At 65.8% G+C, this 16,257-nt stretch carries 13 protein-coding genes; 2 read left to right on the plus strand and 11 right to left on the minus strand.

Annotated features, from left to right (window positions below; all coding sequences use genetic code 11):
- Positions 1-8: 8 nt before the first annotated feature.
- A complete protein-coding gene (locus AC56KL_RS14850) occupies positions 9-1,823 on the plus strand; it encodes a glycoside hydrolase family 28 protein (protein ID WP_497180929.1) in 1,815 nt (604 codons plus the stop codon).
- Between the two features lie 166 nt (positions 1,824-1,989).
- On the plus strand, positions 1,990-4,941 hold the full coding sequence (locus AC56KL_RS14855; protein ID WP_497180930.1) for a TonB-dependent receptor: 2,952 nt from the start codon (positions 1,990-1,992) through the stop codon (positions 4,939-4,941).
- 197 nt (positions 4,942-5,138) lie between these two features.
- On the opposite strand, the gene AC56KL_RS14860 is transcribed toward AC56KL_RS14855, so the two are convergent.
- The 11 genes from AC56KL_RS14860 to AC56KL_RS14910 all read right to left on the minus strand — a co-directional run bounded on the left by AC56KL_RS14860 (position 5,139) and on the right by AC56KL_RS14910 (position 16,248).
- Complete coding sequence (locus tag AC56KL_RS14860; protein WP_497180931.1) at positions 5,139-5,822, minus strand: OmpW/AlkL family protein; 684 nt, start codon at positions 5,820-5,822, stop codon at positions 5,139-5,141.
- A 58-nt stretch (positions 5,823-5,880) separates the two neighbouring features.
- A complete protein-coding gene (locus tag AC56KL_RS14865) occupies positions 5,881-7,251 on the minus strand; it encodes an SGNH/GDSL hydrolase family protein (protein WP_497180932.1) in 1,371 nt (456 codons plus the stop codon).
- Between the two features lie 227 nt (positions 7,252-7,478).
- Positions 7,479-8,528, minus strand: coding sequence for an L-threonylcarbamoyladenylate synthase (locus tag AC56KL_RS14870; protein ID WP_497180933.1), 1,050 nt, complete (start codon positions 8,526-8,528; stop codon positions 7,479-7,481).
- Positions 8,529-8,530: 2 nt separating this feature from the next.
- Complete coding sequence (locus AC56KL_RS14875; protein ID WP_497180934.1) at positions 8,531-9,715, minus strand: 5-(carboxyamino)imidazole ribonucleotide synthase; 1,185 nt, start codon at positions 9,713-9,715, stop codon at positions 8,531-8,533.
- On the minus strand, positions 9,708-10,217 hold the full coding sequence (gene purE / locus AC56KL_RS14880; RefSeq protein WP_497180935.1) for a 5-(carboxyamino)imidazole ribonucleotide mutase: 510 nt from the start codon (positions 10,215-10,217) through the stop codon (positions 9,708-9,710). The genes AC56KL_RS14875 and purE overlap by 8 nt, the downstream gene beginning before the upstream one ends.
- 4 nt (positions 10,218-10,221) lie before the next feature.
- Positions 10,222-11,118 (minus strand): phosphoribosylaminoimidazolesuccinocarboxamide synthase, encoded by an 897-nt coding sequence (locus AC56KL_RS14885; RefSeq protein WP_497180936.1) that lies wholly within the window; start codon positions 11,116-11,118, stop codon positions 10,222-10,224.
- Positions 11,119-11,261: 143 nt separating this feature from the next.
- Complete coding sequence (fba, locus tag AC56KL_RS14890; RefSeq protein WP_497180937.1) at positions 11,262-12,326, minus strand: class II fructose-bisphosphate aldolase; 1,065 nt, start codon at positions 12,324-12,326, stop codon at positions 11,262-11,264.
- Between the two features lie 19 nt (positions 12,327-12,345).
- Positions 12,346-13,806 carry a pyruvate kinase gene (pyk, locus tag AC56KL_RS14895; protein WP_497181009.1) on the minus strand — a complete coding sequence of 487 codons (1,461 nt, stop codon included), beginning with the start codon at positions 13,804-13,806 and terminating at the stop codon, positions 12,346-12,348.
- An 86-nt stretch (positions 13,807-13,892) separates the two neighbouring features.
- On the minus strand, positions 13,893-15,098 hold the full coding sequence (locus tag AC56KL_RS14900; protein WP_497180938.1) for a phosphoglycerate kinase: 1,206 nt from the start codon (positions 15,096-15,098) through the stop codon (positions 13,893-13,895).
- A 51-nt stretch (positions 15,099-15,149) separates the two neighbouring features.
- On the minus strand, positions 15,150-15,485 hold the full coding sequence (locus AC56KL_RS14905; RefSeq protein ID WP_497180939.1) for an AzlD domain-containing protein: 336 nt from the start codon (positions 15,483-15,485) through the stop codon (positions 15,150-15,152).
- Positions 15,478-16,248 (minus strand): AzlC family ABC transporter permease, encoded by a 771-nt coding sequence (locus tag AC56KL_RS14910; protein ID WP_497180940.1) that lies wholly within the window; start codon positions 16,246-16,248, stop codon positions 15,478-15,480. Before AC56KL_RS14910 ends, AC56KL_RS14905 begins: the two co-directional genes overlap by 8 nt.
- Positions 16,249-16,257 lie beyond the last annotated feature (9 nt).

The following is a 16,257-nucleotide window of genomic DNA, read 5'->3' on the forward strand; positions in this document are numbered from 1 at the left end:
GAACAGACATGGATTTCCAGCCTCGCCGCCGCGCCCTGCTGCGCACCGTCCCCGCCGCCGGCCTGCTCCTGGGTGGAGCCGGCTGCGCCATCCCCTCCGCCAAGCCGGACCCCGCCGATCCATGGCGGCGCGCGGACGACATCATCGCGCGCTTCGCCACCCCGCTGCGCTTCCGCGAGGAAGACTTTCCGATCACCGCCTACGGCGCGACACCTTGTTCCATGGTCGAGGTCAAGGGCCAGGTTGCCTCCCTCGTGGAGGGTAGCCTGCGCACCCCGGCCGCCGCTTCGCCGGACGCCTATCCGGCCATTGCCGCCGCCATCGCGGCCTGCCACGCCAAGGGCGGCGGCCGGGTCGTGATCCCGGCCGGCGACTGGTACTGCGCCGGCCCGATCGTGCTGCGCTCGAACGTGCACGTGCACCTGGCCGCCGGCGCACGCGTGCACTTTTCAAGCAACCCGGAACACTATGCGCGCCACGGCGAATTCGATTGCGGCGCCAACGGCAAGCTGACCCTGTCGCGCTGGCAGGGCAACGACGTCCTGAACTACTCGCCGCTGGTCTACGCCCGCAACCAGACCAACATCGCGCTCACCGGCGCCGACTGGACCAGCATCCTGAACGGCCAGGGCGGCGTGCCCTTCGAGAACAAGCCGGACGAATGCTGGTGGGACTGGAAAGGCCGCGGCACGCCGCTGCGCACCCGCACCGAGATCGCGGCCAACCCGGCCAACCTGCCGATCGGCCAGGTGGCGCCGAACCTGCCTGAAGCGCAGCGCGCCCTGATCCAGGGCGAAGGCTGGCAAACCGATTCGCGCTACCTGCCGGCGCTGTCGGAAGCGGGCGTGCCGGTGGCGCGCCGCGTGTTCGGCCACGGCCACTTCCTGCGTCCCTGCATGATCGAATTCATCGGCTGCAGCAAGGTGCTGCTGCAGGGCTACCAGGTGAACGCGGCGCCGTTCTGGCTGCACCATCCGGTGGCCTGCCGGGACCTGGCGATGCGCGGCGTGAACATGGAAAGCCTGGGCCCGAACAGCGACGGCTTCGACCCGGAAGCCTGCGACGGCGTGCTGGTGGAAGACTGCACGTTCAACAACGGCGACGACTGCATCGCGATCAAGGCCGGCAAGAACCGCGACACCCAGCACGGCCCGACCCGCAACATCGTGATCCAGCGCTGCGTCATGAACAGCGGCCACGGCGGCGTGACCCTGGGCAGCGAGATGGCCGGCGGCATCGAGCACGTCTACGCGCAGCAGCTCGAGTTCCGCAACCAGCACTGGGCCAAGAAGCCGCTGAACACCGCGATCCGCCTCAAGACCAACATGAACCGGGGCGGCTTCCTGCGCCACCTGTACGTGCGCGACGTCACCCTGCCGAACGGCGTGCGGATCGAGCCGATGCTGTACAAGCCGCTGCCGGGCGCCAGGGAAATCACGCAGCCGGTGGCCTCGACGGCGGGCGCGATCATCACCATCGACTGCGACTACGTGCCCGGCGACGACGCGGTGCGCATCCGTCCGCCGCAGGTGTCCGACATCGACATCCGCGGCATACGGACCGGCAATGTCGACACGAAGGATGGGAAGTTCTCCTGCTACCAGGCCTTCGTGCTGCTCGGCCCCGTGGCGTCCAGCTTCAACGGCCCGGCGGGCACCCCGATCCTGCCGATCACCCGCGTGCGCATCAGCGATTCGGACTTCGGCAACCCGAAGAACGCCGCCCAGCCGTGGTTCCTGCACAACGCGAGCGGCATCGTCCTCGACAAGGTCACCATCGGCGGCAAGCTCTACAACACGACTTTGTCTTCCAGCAATCCCTAAACAGGGATAGGTCAGGCCAATTTTTTGTATTTATTTGAATTGGCCTGACCACATCTGTCAATATTGTCGTAAAATCTAGCAACTGGCCTGACCAGATACAGCATTGCCGCAGTGGGCGAGATCCCTCAAGCGCTTTCGCCTGGATAAAAATACGCATGGAGACAGCATGAAACACAAACAGCAACGTGCCGCCTTACGTCAACTCACCCTGTGCCTGCTCGGCACTGCTTCCATATCCACCCTGTCCATCGGCGCCGCTTATGGGCAAACCGCGGCGCAGGACGCGCCTGCCGGCCAGCAGCAGATCCAGACGGTCCAGGTGACCGGCCTGCGCGCCTCGCTCGAAAGCGCCCTGAACGCCAAGCGCGAGGACAACGGCATCGTCGACGTCATCAAGTCGGAAGACATGGGCAAGTTCCCCGACACGAACCTGGCCGAGTCGCTGCAGCGCGTGCCGGGCGTCGTGATCGACCGCGACGCCGGCGAAGGCCGCAACATCACGGTGCGCGGCCTGGGCCAGGATTTCACCCGCGTGCGCATCAACGGCATCGAGGGCCTGGCCACCACCGGCGGCACCGACAGCTCGGGCGGCACCAACCGCGGCCGCGGCTTCGACTTCAACGTGTTCGCTTCCGAGCTGTTCAGCTCCCTCACGGTGCGGAAGAGTTCCTCGGCCGACGTCGACGAAGGCTCGCTCGGCGCCACCGTCGACTTGCAGACCCTGCGTCCCTTCGACCTGCGCGGCTTCAACGCCACCATCGCGGCCAAGGGCAAGTACAACGACGGCTCGGAGAAGGTCGATCCGCGCGTCGCCTTCATGCTGTCGAATACCTTCATGGACCGCACCCTGGGCGTGCTGGTCTCGGGCGCCTTCTCCAAGCGCCGCGTGCTGGAAGAAGGCTTCAGCACGGTGCGCTGGGATAACGGCCCCTCGTCGGGCGGCTGGTGTGCGCCGCAAGGCGTCGCCGCCAACCCGTCGAACTCGACTGCCACCACCTGCGGCCCGGCGGCCCAGGGCGTGCCGCGCCTGCCCGCATCGCAGGCCGCCACCGACGCCTACAACCTGGCCAGCAGTCCGGCCAACTTCCATCCGCGCCTGCCGCGCTACGGCCGCCTGACCCACGACCAGGACCGCCTCGGCCTGACCGCGTCGGTGCAATGGCGCCCCCAACGCGGCACCCTGCTCACCTTCGACATGCTGTACTCGAAACTGGATGCAACCCGCCAGGAAGACTTCCTGCAGGCGATGTCGTTCAGCCGCAGCGCCGGCCAGGGCGGCAAGCCGCAGATGAGCGTGGTCGAAGCGCAGTACGCGCCGAACGGCGCCCTCCTGTACGGCAAATACAACGGCGTGGACATCCGCTCCGAGTCGCGTTTCGACGAACTGACCACCACCTTCTCGCAGCCGACCCTGACGCTCGAGCACAAGTTCAACGACAGCTGGAGCATGAGCGCAAAGCTCGGCCGCGCCAACTCGAAATTCCGCAACCCGGTGCAGACCACGGTCACGCTGGACGCGCTGAACGTGAACGGCTACGCGATCGACTTCCGCGGCAACGACCGCATGCCGGCGATCAGCTACCCCTTCGATCCGATGGCGGCAGGCGGCGCGCTGGGCATCATCGGCGTGCCCCAGGTGGCCAGCGGGACCCAGCCGAACACGGTGCCGAACACGACCACCAGCGAGATCCGCATCCGTCCGCAGGGCGCCACCAACGTCAACGACGTGGCGCAGTTCGACCTGGCATGGGAAGCGAGCGAGCACCTCACGTTCAAGGGTGGGCTGAACAAGAAGAAGTACGAGTCGGACACCTACGAGTTCCGCCGCGTGAACCAGAACGACACGATCTTCGCCCCGGCGGCCGGCAGCAACCTGACCACCAGCGTGAGCGGCTTCGGCAAGGGACTCGATATGCCGTCCGGTAACGCGACCGGCTGGGTGATCCCGAACCTGCGCGCGATCGCCGCCGCCTACGACATCTACTGCAACTGCATCAAGGCGGGTCCCGCGGGCGGTCCTGGCGACTTCACGCTGTCCTCGATCACCAACGGCAACGCACGCGGCAACAACCGCACCGTCACCGAGCGCGACACCGGCTTCTACCTGATGGGCGAATTCAAGTACGACCTGTGGAACATCCCGGTGCGCGGCAACTTCGGTGTACGCCATGTGAAAACCGAACTGGAAGCGATCGGCTACCAGGCGGCCGGCGGAGGCACCGCGGTGAAGGTGGACCACGAGTACAAGGACACCCTGCCCTCGTTCAACCTGGCGGCCAACCTGACCCGCGACTTCATCGTCCGCTTCGGTGCGGCCAAGGTGATGACCCGTCCGCAGCTGGGCTTCCTGTCGCCGGGCGGCGCCATCGCCACCACCGGCACGCTGACCATCAACACCGGCAACCCGCTGCTGAAGCCCTTCCGCGCCAAGACCTTCGACTCCAGCTTCGAGTACTACTTCGGCAAGAACGCCTTCGTGGGCCTGGGCCTGTTCCAGAAGAACATCGACACCTACATCCAGTCGCTGCGCACCAACGTGCCCTTCCGCGAGACCGGCCTGCCGCTGTCGCTGCTGCCCTCGAACTTCACGGGCGACGAGGTGTTCCAGGTGACGGCGCCGATCAATACCGATGGCGGCAAGCTGAAAGGCTTCGAGCTGAACTACCAGCAGCCCTTCACCTTCCTGCCGGCCTGGGGCCGCAACTTCGGCACGGTGCTGAACTACACCAAGGTGAGTTCGAAGATCGAGTACGCGGTCTCGCCGACCAGCACCCAGCGCATCGTCGACGACCTGCTCAACCTGTCGCCGAAGTCCTGGAACGCCACCTTCTACTATGACGACGGCAAGTTCAGCGCGCGCGTCTCGGGCGCCAAGCGTTCGTCCTTCCTGACCCGCGTGCCGGGCCAGAACAACAACGACGTCGAGGGCAAGAACGAAACCTTCAACGTGGACGTGTCGCTGTCGTACAAGTGGAACGAGAAGCTGGAATTCACACTGGAAGGCGTGAATCTCACCAACGAGCCGAATGACCAGTTCATCAGCCGCGCGCGCAACAGCGTGGTGGTGAACAACGTCACCGGACGCGAGTTCCTGGCTGGCCTGCGCTACAAGTTCTGATCCACACCTGCTCTCCCAGTGGTTTTCATGCCCGCGCTTGCGCGGGCTTTTTTTATCAGATCACAGCGATGCTGCCTGTGCGGCTGATCTTGCCCTGGTTGAACGCGCGGTCGGCAGAGCCGACCCCCTACGTGAATCTGCCTCAGGAATAAAGAAGCCCGCACGCGGCGGGCCTTCGGGCAGAGCAAAAACGCTGCTCAGAACTTGTAGCCGACGGCCAGGATCACCGCCACCGGATCCAGCTTCATGTGCTGGGTCTGGCCGGTCGAGAAGTGCACGTCGGTGCGCAGGCGCGCCTTGTTGACGGTGACGTCGGCGAACCACTTCTCGTGGAAGTTGAAGGCCACGCCGGCCTGCACCGTGTAGGTGAACTTGTTATCGATGCTGAAGGTGGTCGGCACGCCGCTGCCCGGGTTGGTGATGGCGGTCATCCTGGCCGAACCGCGTTCCTTCATGAAGTAGGCGTAGGTCGCGCCGACGCCTACGAAGGGACGGAACAGTGCAGTCGGCGCGCCGAAGCGGTATTGCGCGAACATGGTCGCCGGCAGCGCTTGCACCGTACCCAGCTTGCCGGTGCCGGCAATCGCGCCTGCGCCGTAGATCTCGTGCTTGTAGGGCGTGCCCAGGCAAGTCTCCAGCGAGATATTGTCCGTCAGGCCGTAGGCAAAGGTCAGCACCGGCTGGGTGTCGCGGCCGACGTCCGCCTTGGTGCCCGGCAGGGCCGGGGCGCTGATGTCGCCGCTCTCGACCTTCGGGGTCAGCTGGTTGAGGCCGATCTTGGCGGTGAGCTGGCCGGCCGACTGCGCCGACGCCGTCGAGGCGCAGGCCAGCGCGGCGGCCACGCCCAGTACCTTGACGAGGCTGTTGAAACGTACTTTCATTTTTTCTCCTGTTTTTTTTGTAGAGGCCCGCACTCCAGGCGCCGGCCTCCCAGTCGTTTTACAGCCAGCCCTTGACGGCCATGTCCTTGAGGACGTAGCGCGCCACCAGGTTGTTCTCGTACGGCGTCGGGTGGATGTCGTCGGCGAACATGTACCGGCTCACGTCGCCGGCCACCGTGTTGTTGTTGGTGCAGATCAGGGACGTGCTGCCCAGGGCGTTCGGGCCGCAGGCCGGGGTCGTGACGTTGGTCAGGCCGTACGGTCCCGGGTTCTTCACCTGGTCATTGCTGATGGTGTACAGGTCGACGTACAGGACACGCGGATCCTCCGCACCGAGGCCGGCCTTCAGCTGGGTGTTGAAGGCGTTGACCATGGCGGCGATCAGCGCCTGGATGTCGGCCGTGCGCGACTTGGCGGCCGGGGTGCTGGCCACGTCCGGGAGGTTGGCGACGATCACGTAGCGGGCGCCCTTGCCGACGATCTCGTTTTTCACCAGGGTCGCCATCTGTGCCCCGGCGACGCCCAGGTCCTGCACCAGCTTCGGACCGTTGGCGGTAAGGTAGTCGGCGCCGGCCTTGTTGCCGGCGGCGGTTGCGTCGGCCTGGGCCTTGGTCACCATCGGACCGTACACCGAGGCTTGCGCCACAGCGGCATTGCCCGGCTGGCGCGCGGCGGCGCCGACGGCGGCAGCGACGATGGTCTGGGAGGTATTGCCCGGACGTGCGCTCTCGGCCCCGATGGCCGCGCCGATCGCCTGCGCGGCGGTCTGCGGATTGGTGGCGCCAGCCGCCAGCTGCATGGTCAGCGAGGTGGCGAAGGTCTGGGCGCCGGCAGCGCTGCCGGCGGCAGTCGCCGATGCCTGCAGGGTGCTCAGGGCCATCAGCACGTCGTTGCCGCCTGACAGGACGGTGACCAGCTCGGTGCCGCTGAACTTGTTGCCGGTTCGGGACAGGTGGTTGGCGATCTGGGTCACCAGCGGCACGGTCATTTCGCCGATCGGCGAGCCGGTTCCGGGATTGCCCGGGCCGATCGGGTTGGTCACGCGCGAACCGCCTTGCGCGTAGTTGAAGCAGTTCAGGTGGTTCACGATGGGCACCGAAAAGCCCTGGGCCGCATTGCCCAACAGGCCGGTCTGGGCGGCGCAAGGCGCCGGCAGCTTCAGTTCGGCGGCCAGGAACTCGACCCAGATCTTGCCGTTCAACTCGGGATTCTTCGCGGTGCCGTCGCCGTTGATGGTGAACTTGCCGCCGCCGGCCTGCTTGACCGCACCCACGGCATAGGTTCCGACGTCGGACAGGCTGTCGCCGAAGGAGACCTGCTGGGTAAACGTGAGTTTTTGCGTTTGGTCGCCACCGGCCGGGCTGGTGCCGCCACAGGCTGCCAGCACCACTGCCGTCAGCAAGGCAAGCGCGAGATTGGTTTGACGCATCGTGTCTCCTATTGATGGAATTATTTTCATTCGAACGGGCGTGCTATTCGTTCAACAATAATATGCCAGTGTTCACCTGGCTTGTATAGAAAATGGTTGCCGCCACGTCAGTTTTTAGTGACAAGTGACGAGCAGATCGGTGAACGATGAACGAAGAGGAGGCCACGCCGTTTGACCAGGCGCAAACGACAGAACGCCTGTAAGAACAGGCGTTCTGTCGTTTGGTCTCAGGGGAGCGGAGCCGAGCGGTTCAGCAGGCCGTGCACGATGCCGGTCGAGCCGTGCGCGGCGCGGCGCAGGCGGTCGTTGACGCCCAGCCAGGCCCCGTCCTGCGGCGGCGCTTCGACCAGGATCAGGTCGGCGCCATGGCCGTCCATCGCGCGCAGCGCGGCGTACAGGGCGTGGGCGAAACCGTCCGGGGTGGCCGGCAGGCGCAGGGCGGCGTGCGTCGGCGGCATGTCCGTGAGCGGCGCCTCGGAATAATGGATCAGTGCGACCTTGCGGCCTGCGGCGCCAAGCTCGGACAAGGTCTGGCGCAGCTGGACGCTGTCCTGCATCGCCACCGGCGTGTGCGGCGCATAGTGCGATTCGAGCGTGCCGGAGGCGCGCGGCGCCGCGGCGTCGGGCGCGCTCGGCAACTGGTCGATCACCGCGGCGATGGCCTCGGCACTGATGTGCCCGGGGCGCAGCAGCACCGGGCCGTGCGTGGCCAGGCGCGACAGGTCGACGATGGTCGATTCGATGCCGACCGCGGAGGCGCCGCCGTCCAGCACCATGGCGACATGGCCGTCCTGGCCAAACTCGTCGCGCACGTGCTGGGCCAGGGTCGGGCTGACCGCGCCGAACTTGTTGGCCGACGGCGCCGCCACGCCCCCTTTGCCGCCCTTGAAGGCGCGCAGCAGCGCGATGGCCACCGGATGCGAGGGGCATCGCAGGCCGACCGTATCCTGGCCGCCGCTGACGGCGTCCGGGATGTTCGGTGCGCGCCTGAGGATCATGGTCAGCGGGCCGGGCCAGAACGCATCCGCCAGCGCATGCGCTTCCCGGGGAATGTCGGTGGCCCAGTAGTCGAGCGGCGCATCCGGCGCCAGGTGCACGATCACCGGATGGTCTTGCGGCCTCCCCTTGGCGGCATAGATGGCCGCCACCGCTGCCGGGTTCTCGGCATCGGCGCCGAGGCCGTATACGGTCTCGGTCGGGAAGGCGACCAGCGCGCCCGTTTCCAACGCACGGGCGGCGGCGTCGATGGCGGCCTGGTCGAGGTCCTGGTGCGCCATTCTTACTCCGCGATGCCCAGGATGGCGCAGGCCTGGCGCAGGCTCTCCTGCGCTTGCGCCAGGGTCGGCGCCACGAAGGTGACATGGCCCATCTTGCGCGCGCGGCGCGGGTCGTCCTTGCCGTACAGGTGCAGGTTGGCGCCCGGCAGCACCAGGATGCGGTCCCAGGCCGGCTCGCGTGGTGTCTCACTGTCGCCTTCGAACCAGGCGTCGCCCAGGATATTGAGCATGACGGCGGGCGAATGCTGGCGCACGTCGCCCAGCGGCAGGCGCGCCATCGCGCGCACCTGCTGCGCGAACTGGCTGGTGACGCAGGCGTCGATCGTATAGTGGCCGCTGTTGTGCGGACGCGGCGCCATCTCGTTGACGACGAGGGTCCCATCCTGCAGCACGAAGAACTCGATGCACAGCACGCCCACATAGCCCAGCTGGGCGACGATGGCGCGCGCGGCATCCTGGGCCTGTCTGGCGCAGGCCGCGGACACGTTCGGTCCCGGCACGGTGGTCGTGAACAGGATGCCGCCGCGGTGCACGTTCTCGGCGATCGGGTAGACCACCGAGGCGCCGTCATGACCGCGTGCGGTCAGCACCGACACCTCGTAGGCCAGCGGCAGCATCTTCTCGAGCAGGCAGGTGACGCCCTTCATGGCGTCGAAGGCGGCGCGCACGTCCTCGCGGGTGCGCACGCGCACCTGGCCCTTGCCGTCATAGCCCATGCGCACGGTCTTCAGGATGCCCGGCAGAAGGTCGTCGCCGATGGCGTCGATGTCGGCGTGCGAGGCGATGGTCTTGTGCGGCGCCGGCATCACGCCGGAGCTTGGCGCGCATTCGACGAAGAAGCGCTTTTCCGCGATGCGGTCCTGGGCGATCGACACGCAGGAGGCGCTTGGCGCGACGAAGCTGCGCTCGCCCAGCCAGGCCATGCTGTCGGCCGGGACGTTCTCGAACTCGGTGGTGACGGCCACGCAGGTGCGCGCCAGCTCGGCCAGGCCGTCCGCATCGGTATAACTGGCGTTAATCAGGCGCTCGGCGACCTGCCCTGCCGGGCAGTCCCGGCTCGGTTCGAGCACCGCGACCTTGTAGCCCATGCTTTGGGCGGCGTGGGCGAACATGCGGCCCAGCTGGCCGCCACCCATCACGCCGAGCCAGGCGGAGGGGTTAGCGGTGGGGAGAAACGATTCACTCATGCGTCAGGACGGGAAGGGTCATTGCCTGGGCAGCCGCGGTCTGTTCGGCCCGGAAAGCCAGCAGCTTCTGCGCCAACGCGTCGTCGGTCGCTGCCAGGATCGCCACCGCGGTCAGGGCCGCGTTGGCGGCGCCGGCTTCGCCGATGGCGAAGGTCGACACCGGGACGCCTTTCGGCATCTGCACGATCGACAGCAGCGAGTCTTCGCCGCGCAGGTACTTCGAGGGTACCGGCACGCCCAGCACCGGCACGATGGTCTTGGCGGCCACCATGCCCGGCAGGTGGGCGGCGCCCCCCGCCCCGGCGATGATCGCGCGCAGGCCGCGCGCGCGCGCGGTTTCGGCATACGTGAACATCTCGTCCGGCATGCGGTGCGCCGAGATGACCTGGGCTTCGAAGGGAACGCCGAACTGCTTCAGGACGTCCACCGCATTCTTCATCACGTCCCAGTCGGACGAGGAACCCATGATGACGCCGACGACAGGTTTTGCTTGTTCGCTCATCTGCTTAGGCCTTCAGCTTCTCGCCGGTGAGGCGCTCGATGGCTTCGAAATACTTGGCCTGGGTTTTTTCGATGACGTCTTGCGGCAGCGCCGGGGCCGGGGCGGTCTTGCCCCAGTCCTTCAGGGTCTCGAGATAGTCGCGCACGAACTGCTTGTCAAAACTGGGCGGCGACATGCCCGGCGCGTACGAGTCGGCCGGCCAGAAGCGCGAGGAATCGGCGGTGAGCACTTCATCCATCAGGTGCAGCACGCCGTCGTCGTCCAGGCCGAACTCGAACTTGGTGTCGGCGATGATGATGCCGCGGGTGGCCGCATATTCGGCAGCGGCGGTGTAGAGCTGGATGCTGATGTCGCGCATCCTGGCGGCGAGTTCCTTGCCGATGCGGTTTTCCATCTCTTCGAAAGAGATGTTTTCGTCGTGTTCGCCGATGTCGGCCTTGGCGGCCGGGGTGAACAGCGGCTGCGGCAGCTTGTCGGCCTGGCGCAGGCCGGGCGGCAGCTGGATGCCGCAAATGGCGCCGCTTTCCTGGTAATCCTTCCATCCCGAACCGATGATGTAGCCGCGCACGACGGCTTCCACCAGGATTGGCTTGAGGCGCTTGGCCACCACGGCGCGGCCGCGCACCTGCTCCACTTCGCTTGGTGCGACGACCGATTCCGGCGCCACGCCGGTCAGGTGGTTCGGCACGATGTGGCCGAGCTTCTCGAACCAGAAGTCGCTCATCTGGTTCAGCACCATGCCCTTGCCGGGGATCGGCTCGTTCATGACCACGTCGAAGGCCGACAGGCGGTCGGTGGTGACGATCAGGATCTTGTCGTCGCCGACAGCGTAGTTGTCACGCACCTTGCCGTGACCGAGCAATGGCAGGGACTGGATGGTGGATTTGTAGAGGCTGTTCATAGAAGGGATATCAGGGAAACAGAGCCGGAGAAGGCCTCCGGTGAAGGTGTCCAGGCCGGGGATGGCCTGGACCGAATGCGACATTTTACGTCAATTCAGCTTGTCTCACCGCCCCTGGGGCGGTGAGACAATGGACGCGATGCTTACTGCACGATCTGGGCCAGCTCGCCCGCCTTGTAGCGCTCGGCCATCTTCTCGAGCGGCACCGGCTTGATCTTCGCCGCCATGCCTTCGCAGCCGAAGGACAGGTAGCGCGCCTTGCAGACTTCCATCGCGGCTTCGCGGGCTGGCTTCAGGTAGTCGCGCGGGTCGAACTTCGACGGGTTCTGGAACATGTACTTGCGGATCGCCGCGGTCATGGCCAGGCGGATGTCCGTGTCGATATTGATCTTGCGCACGCCGTGCTTGATGCCTTCCTGGATCTCTTCGACCGGCACGCCGTAGGTCTCTTTCATGTCGCCGCCGAATTCGCGGATGATCGCCAGCAGTTCCTGCGGCACCGACGAGGAGCCGTGCATCACCAGGTGGGTGTTCGGGATGCGCGCGTGGATTTCCTTGATGCGGTCGATCGCCAGGATGTCGCCGGTAGGCTTGCGGGTGAATTTATACGCGCCGTGCGAGGTGCCGATGGCGATGGCCAGGGCGTCGCACTGGGTTTTCGCCACGAAGTCGGCAGCCTGGTCCACGTCGGTGAGCAGCTGCTCGCGGGTCATGGTGCCGTCGGCGCCGTGGCCGTCTTCCTTGTCGCCCTTCATGGTTTCCAGCGAACCGAGCACGCCCAGTTCCGCTTCGACCGTCACGCCGATCGAGTGCGCGAACTTGACCACTTCGCGCGACACTTCCACGTTGTAGTCGTACGAAGCGACCGACTTGCCGTCCGCTTCCAGCGAACCGTCCATCATCACCGAGCTGAAGCCCGAACGGATCGCGGCCATGCAGACCGCCGGCGACTGGCCGTGGTCCTGGTGCATGACGACCGGGATGTGCGGGTAGGCTTCGACGGCGGCGTCGATCAGGTGGCGCAGGAAGGCTTCGCCTGCATATTTGCGGGCGCCGGCCGAGGCCTGCATGATCACCGGCGCGTTGACTGCGTCGGCGGCAGCCATGATGGCCTGCACCTGTTCCAGGTTGTTGACGTTAAAAGCCGGCAGGCCGTAGCCGTTTTCGGCGGCATGGTCCAGCAGTTGGCGCAAAGATACGAGTGCCATGGTTGATTACTCCAAACAATTAAGAAACTATTTCGTCCAGCTCGCCCACGCGCACGATCTTGAGCGCGTTGGTGCCGCCGGCCTGGCCCATCGGCGAGCCCCAGGTCACGACGATCAGGTCGCCCTTGCGCACCATGCCTTCGCGAATCAGGACTTCTTCGGCCTTGCGCAGCACCGCGTGGCTGCCACCTTCCTGCAGGAGGTGGAATGCTCGCACGTTCCGGTACAGCGAGGCCTTGCGCTGCGTCGTCTGCAGCGGGGTCAGGGCGAAGATCGGGGTGTCGATCGAGTGGCGGCTCATCCACAGTGCGGTCGAGCCGGATTCGGTCAGCGCCACGATCGCCTTCACCTTCAGGTGATGGGCCGTGAACAGGGTGCCGTAGGCGATCGACTGGTCGATGCGGGTGAACTGGACATTCAGGAAATCTGCATCCTGCTTGTTGTATTCGGACTGTTCTGCTTCAAGACAGATGGCGGCCATCATCTCGACGGTCTCGACCGGGTACTTGCCCGATGCGGTCTCGGCCGAGGTCATCACGGCGTCGGTGCCGTCCAGCACGGCGTTGGCCACGTCCGAGACTTCGGCGCGGGTCGGCACCGCATTGACGATCATCGACTCCATCATCTGGGTCGCGGTAATGGCCAGCTTGTTCGATGCGCGCGCCATCTTGATCATGCGCTTTTGCAGCGCCGGCACGGCCGCATTGCCCACCTCGACAGCCAGGTCGCCGCGGGCGACCATGATGCCGTCCGAGGCGTCCAGGATTTCCTGCAGCACGGGAATCGCTTCGGCGCGCTCGATCTTGGCGATCATCATCGGCTTGTGGCCGAAGGGCTCGCCGGCGATGTTGGCCAGCTGGCGCGCCATTTCCATGTCGGTGGCGTTCTTCGGGAAGGAAATCGCCAGGTAGTCGGCCTGGAAGCTCATCGCGGTCTTGATGTCTTCCATGTCCTTCGAGGTCAGGGCCGGCGCGGTCAGGCCGCCGCCCTGGCGGTTGATGCCCTTGTTGTTCGACAGCTCGCCACCCACCTTCACGGTGGTGAAGATTTCGTGGCCGATGACCTTGTCGACGATCAGCACGATCAGGCCGTCGTTCAGCAGCAGCTTGTCGCCCGGCTTGACGTCGCGCGGCAGGGCCTTGTAGTCGAGGCCGACGCGCTCCTGGTTGCCGAGCTCACCGTTGTCGCCCCACTTGGCGTCGAGGATAAACCTATCGCCATTGTTCAGGAAGATCTTGCCCTCTTCAAACTTACCCACGCGGATCTTCGGGCCCTGCATGTCGGCCATGATCGCCACTTCGACGCCGCATTCGGCGGCAGCGCGGCGCACCAGCGTGGCGCGGTCGATGTGGTCTTGGGCCTTGCCATGCGAAAAATTCAGGCGCACGACGTCGACGCCGGCCCGGATCATTTTGACGAGGATGTCGAAGTCGGTCGACGCAGGGCCGATGGTGGCAACGATCTTGGTGGCGTTGTACATGGGGCGCGCAGCTTGCATGGGTATGAAATCCTTGGTTCTGAAAAGAGAAGCGCAGCTTCTGGGCTGCGCTGGTGCTGTCGTTCTTTTTACTGGGCCTGACGCTGGAGCAGGATCTCGACTGCCGGCAGGGTCTTCCCTTCCAGGAACTCGAGGAAGGCGCCGCCGCCGGTCGAGATGTAGCCGATCTGGTCGCCGATGTCGTACTTGGCGATCGCGGCCAGGGTGTCGCCGCCGCCGGCGATCGAGAAGCCCTTGGACTTGGCGATGGCCATGGCCAGGGTCTTGGTGCCTTCGGCGAACTGGTCGAACTCGAACACGCCCACCGGGCCGTTCCAGACGATGGTGCCGGCTTTCGCCACCTGTTCCGCCAGCATGGCGGCGGTCTTCGGGCCGATGTCGAGGATCATGTCGTCGTCCGCCACATCCGCCACGTCTTTCACCGTTGCAGCGGCGGTGGGGCTGAACTCCTTGGCGCAGACCACGTCCACCGGGATCGGCACCTGGGCGCCGCGCGCGGCCATCATGTCGATGATCTGCTTCGCTTCGCCAACCAGGTCGTTCTCCACCAGCGACTTGCCGATGTTCAGGCCGACGGCCTTCATGAAAGTGTTGGCGATGCCGCCGCCGACGATCAGGTTGTCGACCTTGCCGGCCAGGCTCTGCAGGATGGTCAGCTTGCTCGACACCTTCGAGCCGGCCACGATGGCCAGCAGCGGACGGTTCGGCTGGCCCAGGGCCTTGCCCAGCGCATCCAGTTCGGCCGCCAGCAGCGGGCCGGCGGCCACGCTTGGTGCGAACTTGGCGATGCCATGGGTGGTGGCTTCGGCGCGGTGCGCGGTGCCGAAAGCGTCGTTGACGTAGACGTCGCACAGCCTGGCCATTTTCTCGGCCAGCTCTTCCGAATTCTTCTTTTCGCCCTTGTTGACGCGGCAATTCTCCAGCAGCACGACCTGACCCGGCGCGACATCCACGCCGTCGACCCAGTTTTGCTTGAGTTCCACGGCTTGGCCGAGCAGCTGGGACAGGCGCGCGGCGACCGGCGCCAGACTGTCTTCCGGCTTGAACTCGCCCTCGGTCGGACGGCCCAGGTGCGACGTCACCATCACGGCGGCGCCGGCTTGCAGGGCAGCCTGGATCGCGGGCACGGAGGCGCGAATGCGGGTGTCTTCGGTGATATTGCCAGCGTCATCCTGCGGTACGTTCAGGTCGGCGCGGATGAAAACGCGCTTGTTCTTCAACGCGTCGCGATCGATCAGGTCTTGCAGGCGGGTGAAACTGAGAACGTCGTCCATTGGCTAGTCAACAATGAAATAGTGAAAAAACGTCATTGTACATTAGCGCGCTTATGGAAAAACGTGTAACACGCGCAACAGTGTGAAGACCGCCATGCCGAAGATGATGGTCATCAGCATGTTGCGGCGCCACAGGTAGAAGGCCAGTGCCGCCAGGCCGCCGATCAGCTTCGGGTTGGCCAGGGTGAACTGGGCCTGGCCCTGCGGATCGACCAGCAGGTCGGGCCCGATGATCGCCGCCAGCGCACAGGCCGGCGCATAGCGCAGCATCTCCTGCACCCGTGGCGGAATGGTGACGCGGTGGCCGATCAGCCAGAACGAACTGCGGGTGGCGGCCGTGGCGACGCAGAGCACGCCGATGGTGGCCCAGACTTCCCAGTCAGACATGGCTCGCCTTTCGTTTGGCAAGGGACTCTTCGACGATCATCGACGTGAGCATGCCGACCACGACTGCCAGCAGCAGGCCGAGCTTGTACGGCAGCCCGTAGGCCAGGACCGAGGTGGCGCCGGCCACCACCACACCGCACAGCGCGGCGCTGTTGATGATCAGGGGAACCGTGATGCACAGGATGGCCAGGGTCCCGGCAAAGCCCAGTCCCCATTCGGCGGGAATGGCGCTGCCCACGAAGATGCCGGCCAGCGAACCGATCTGCCAGGCGAACCAGTTCGGGTACATCAGCCCCTTCAGGTAGGACAGCTTGCCGGCAACGCGCTCGGCGGTCGGATAGCGCTGCAGGAACATTGCCACGGTGAGGTCGCCGGAGACGTAGCCGAGCAGGAAGCGCTGGCGCCAATGCAGGTGGGCGAAATGCGGTCCGAGCAGTGCGGAGAAGATGACGAAGCGCAGGTTGACGACCAGTGCGGTCGCAAAAATAACCCAGATCGGCGCCGCGACCGCAATCAGGGGGAGCGAAGCGAGCTGGGCGGAGCCGGCAAAGACCAGCAGGGTCATGCCGACCGCCTGCGCAGCGCTCAGGCCGCTCTTGACCATCGCGATGCCGACCACCAGGCCCCAGGCGCCGATCCCGAACAGGGTCGGCAGGCCGGTCTTGAAACCTTCGCGCCAGGCAGCAGGATCGTGGGCTTCTGCAGTTGTGGCGGCTTCGGCGGCGGCAGCGTGCGGCCGGCCTGGCGGCGGCGCCGGATTCATGTGGCTTTC

The sequence above is a fragment of the Telluria sp. ZB4P34 genome (assembly GCF_059686055.1).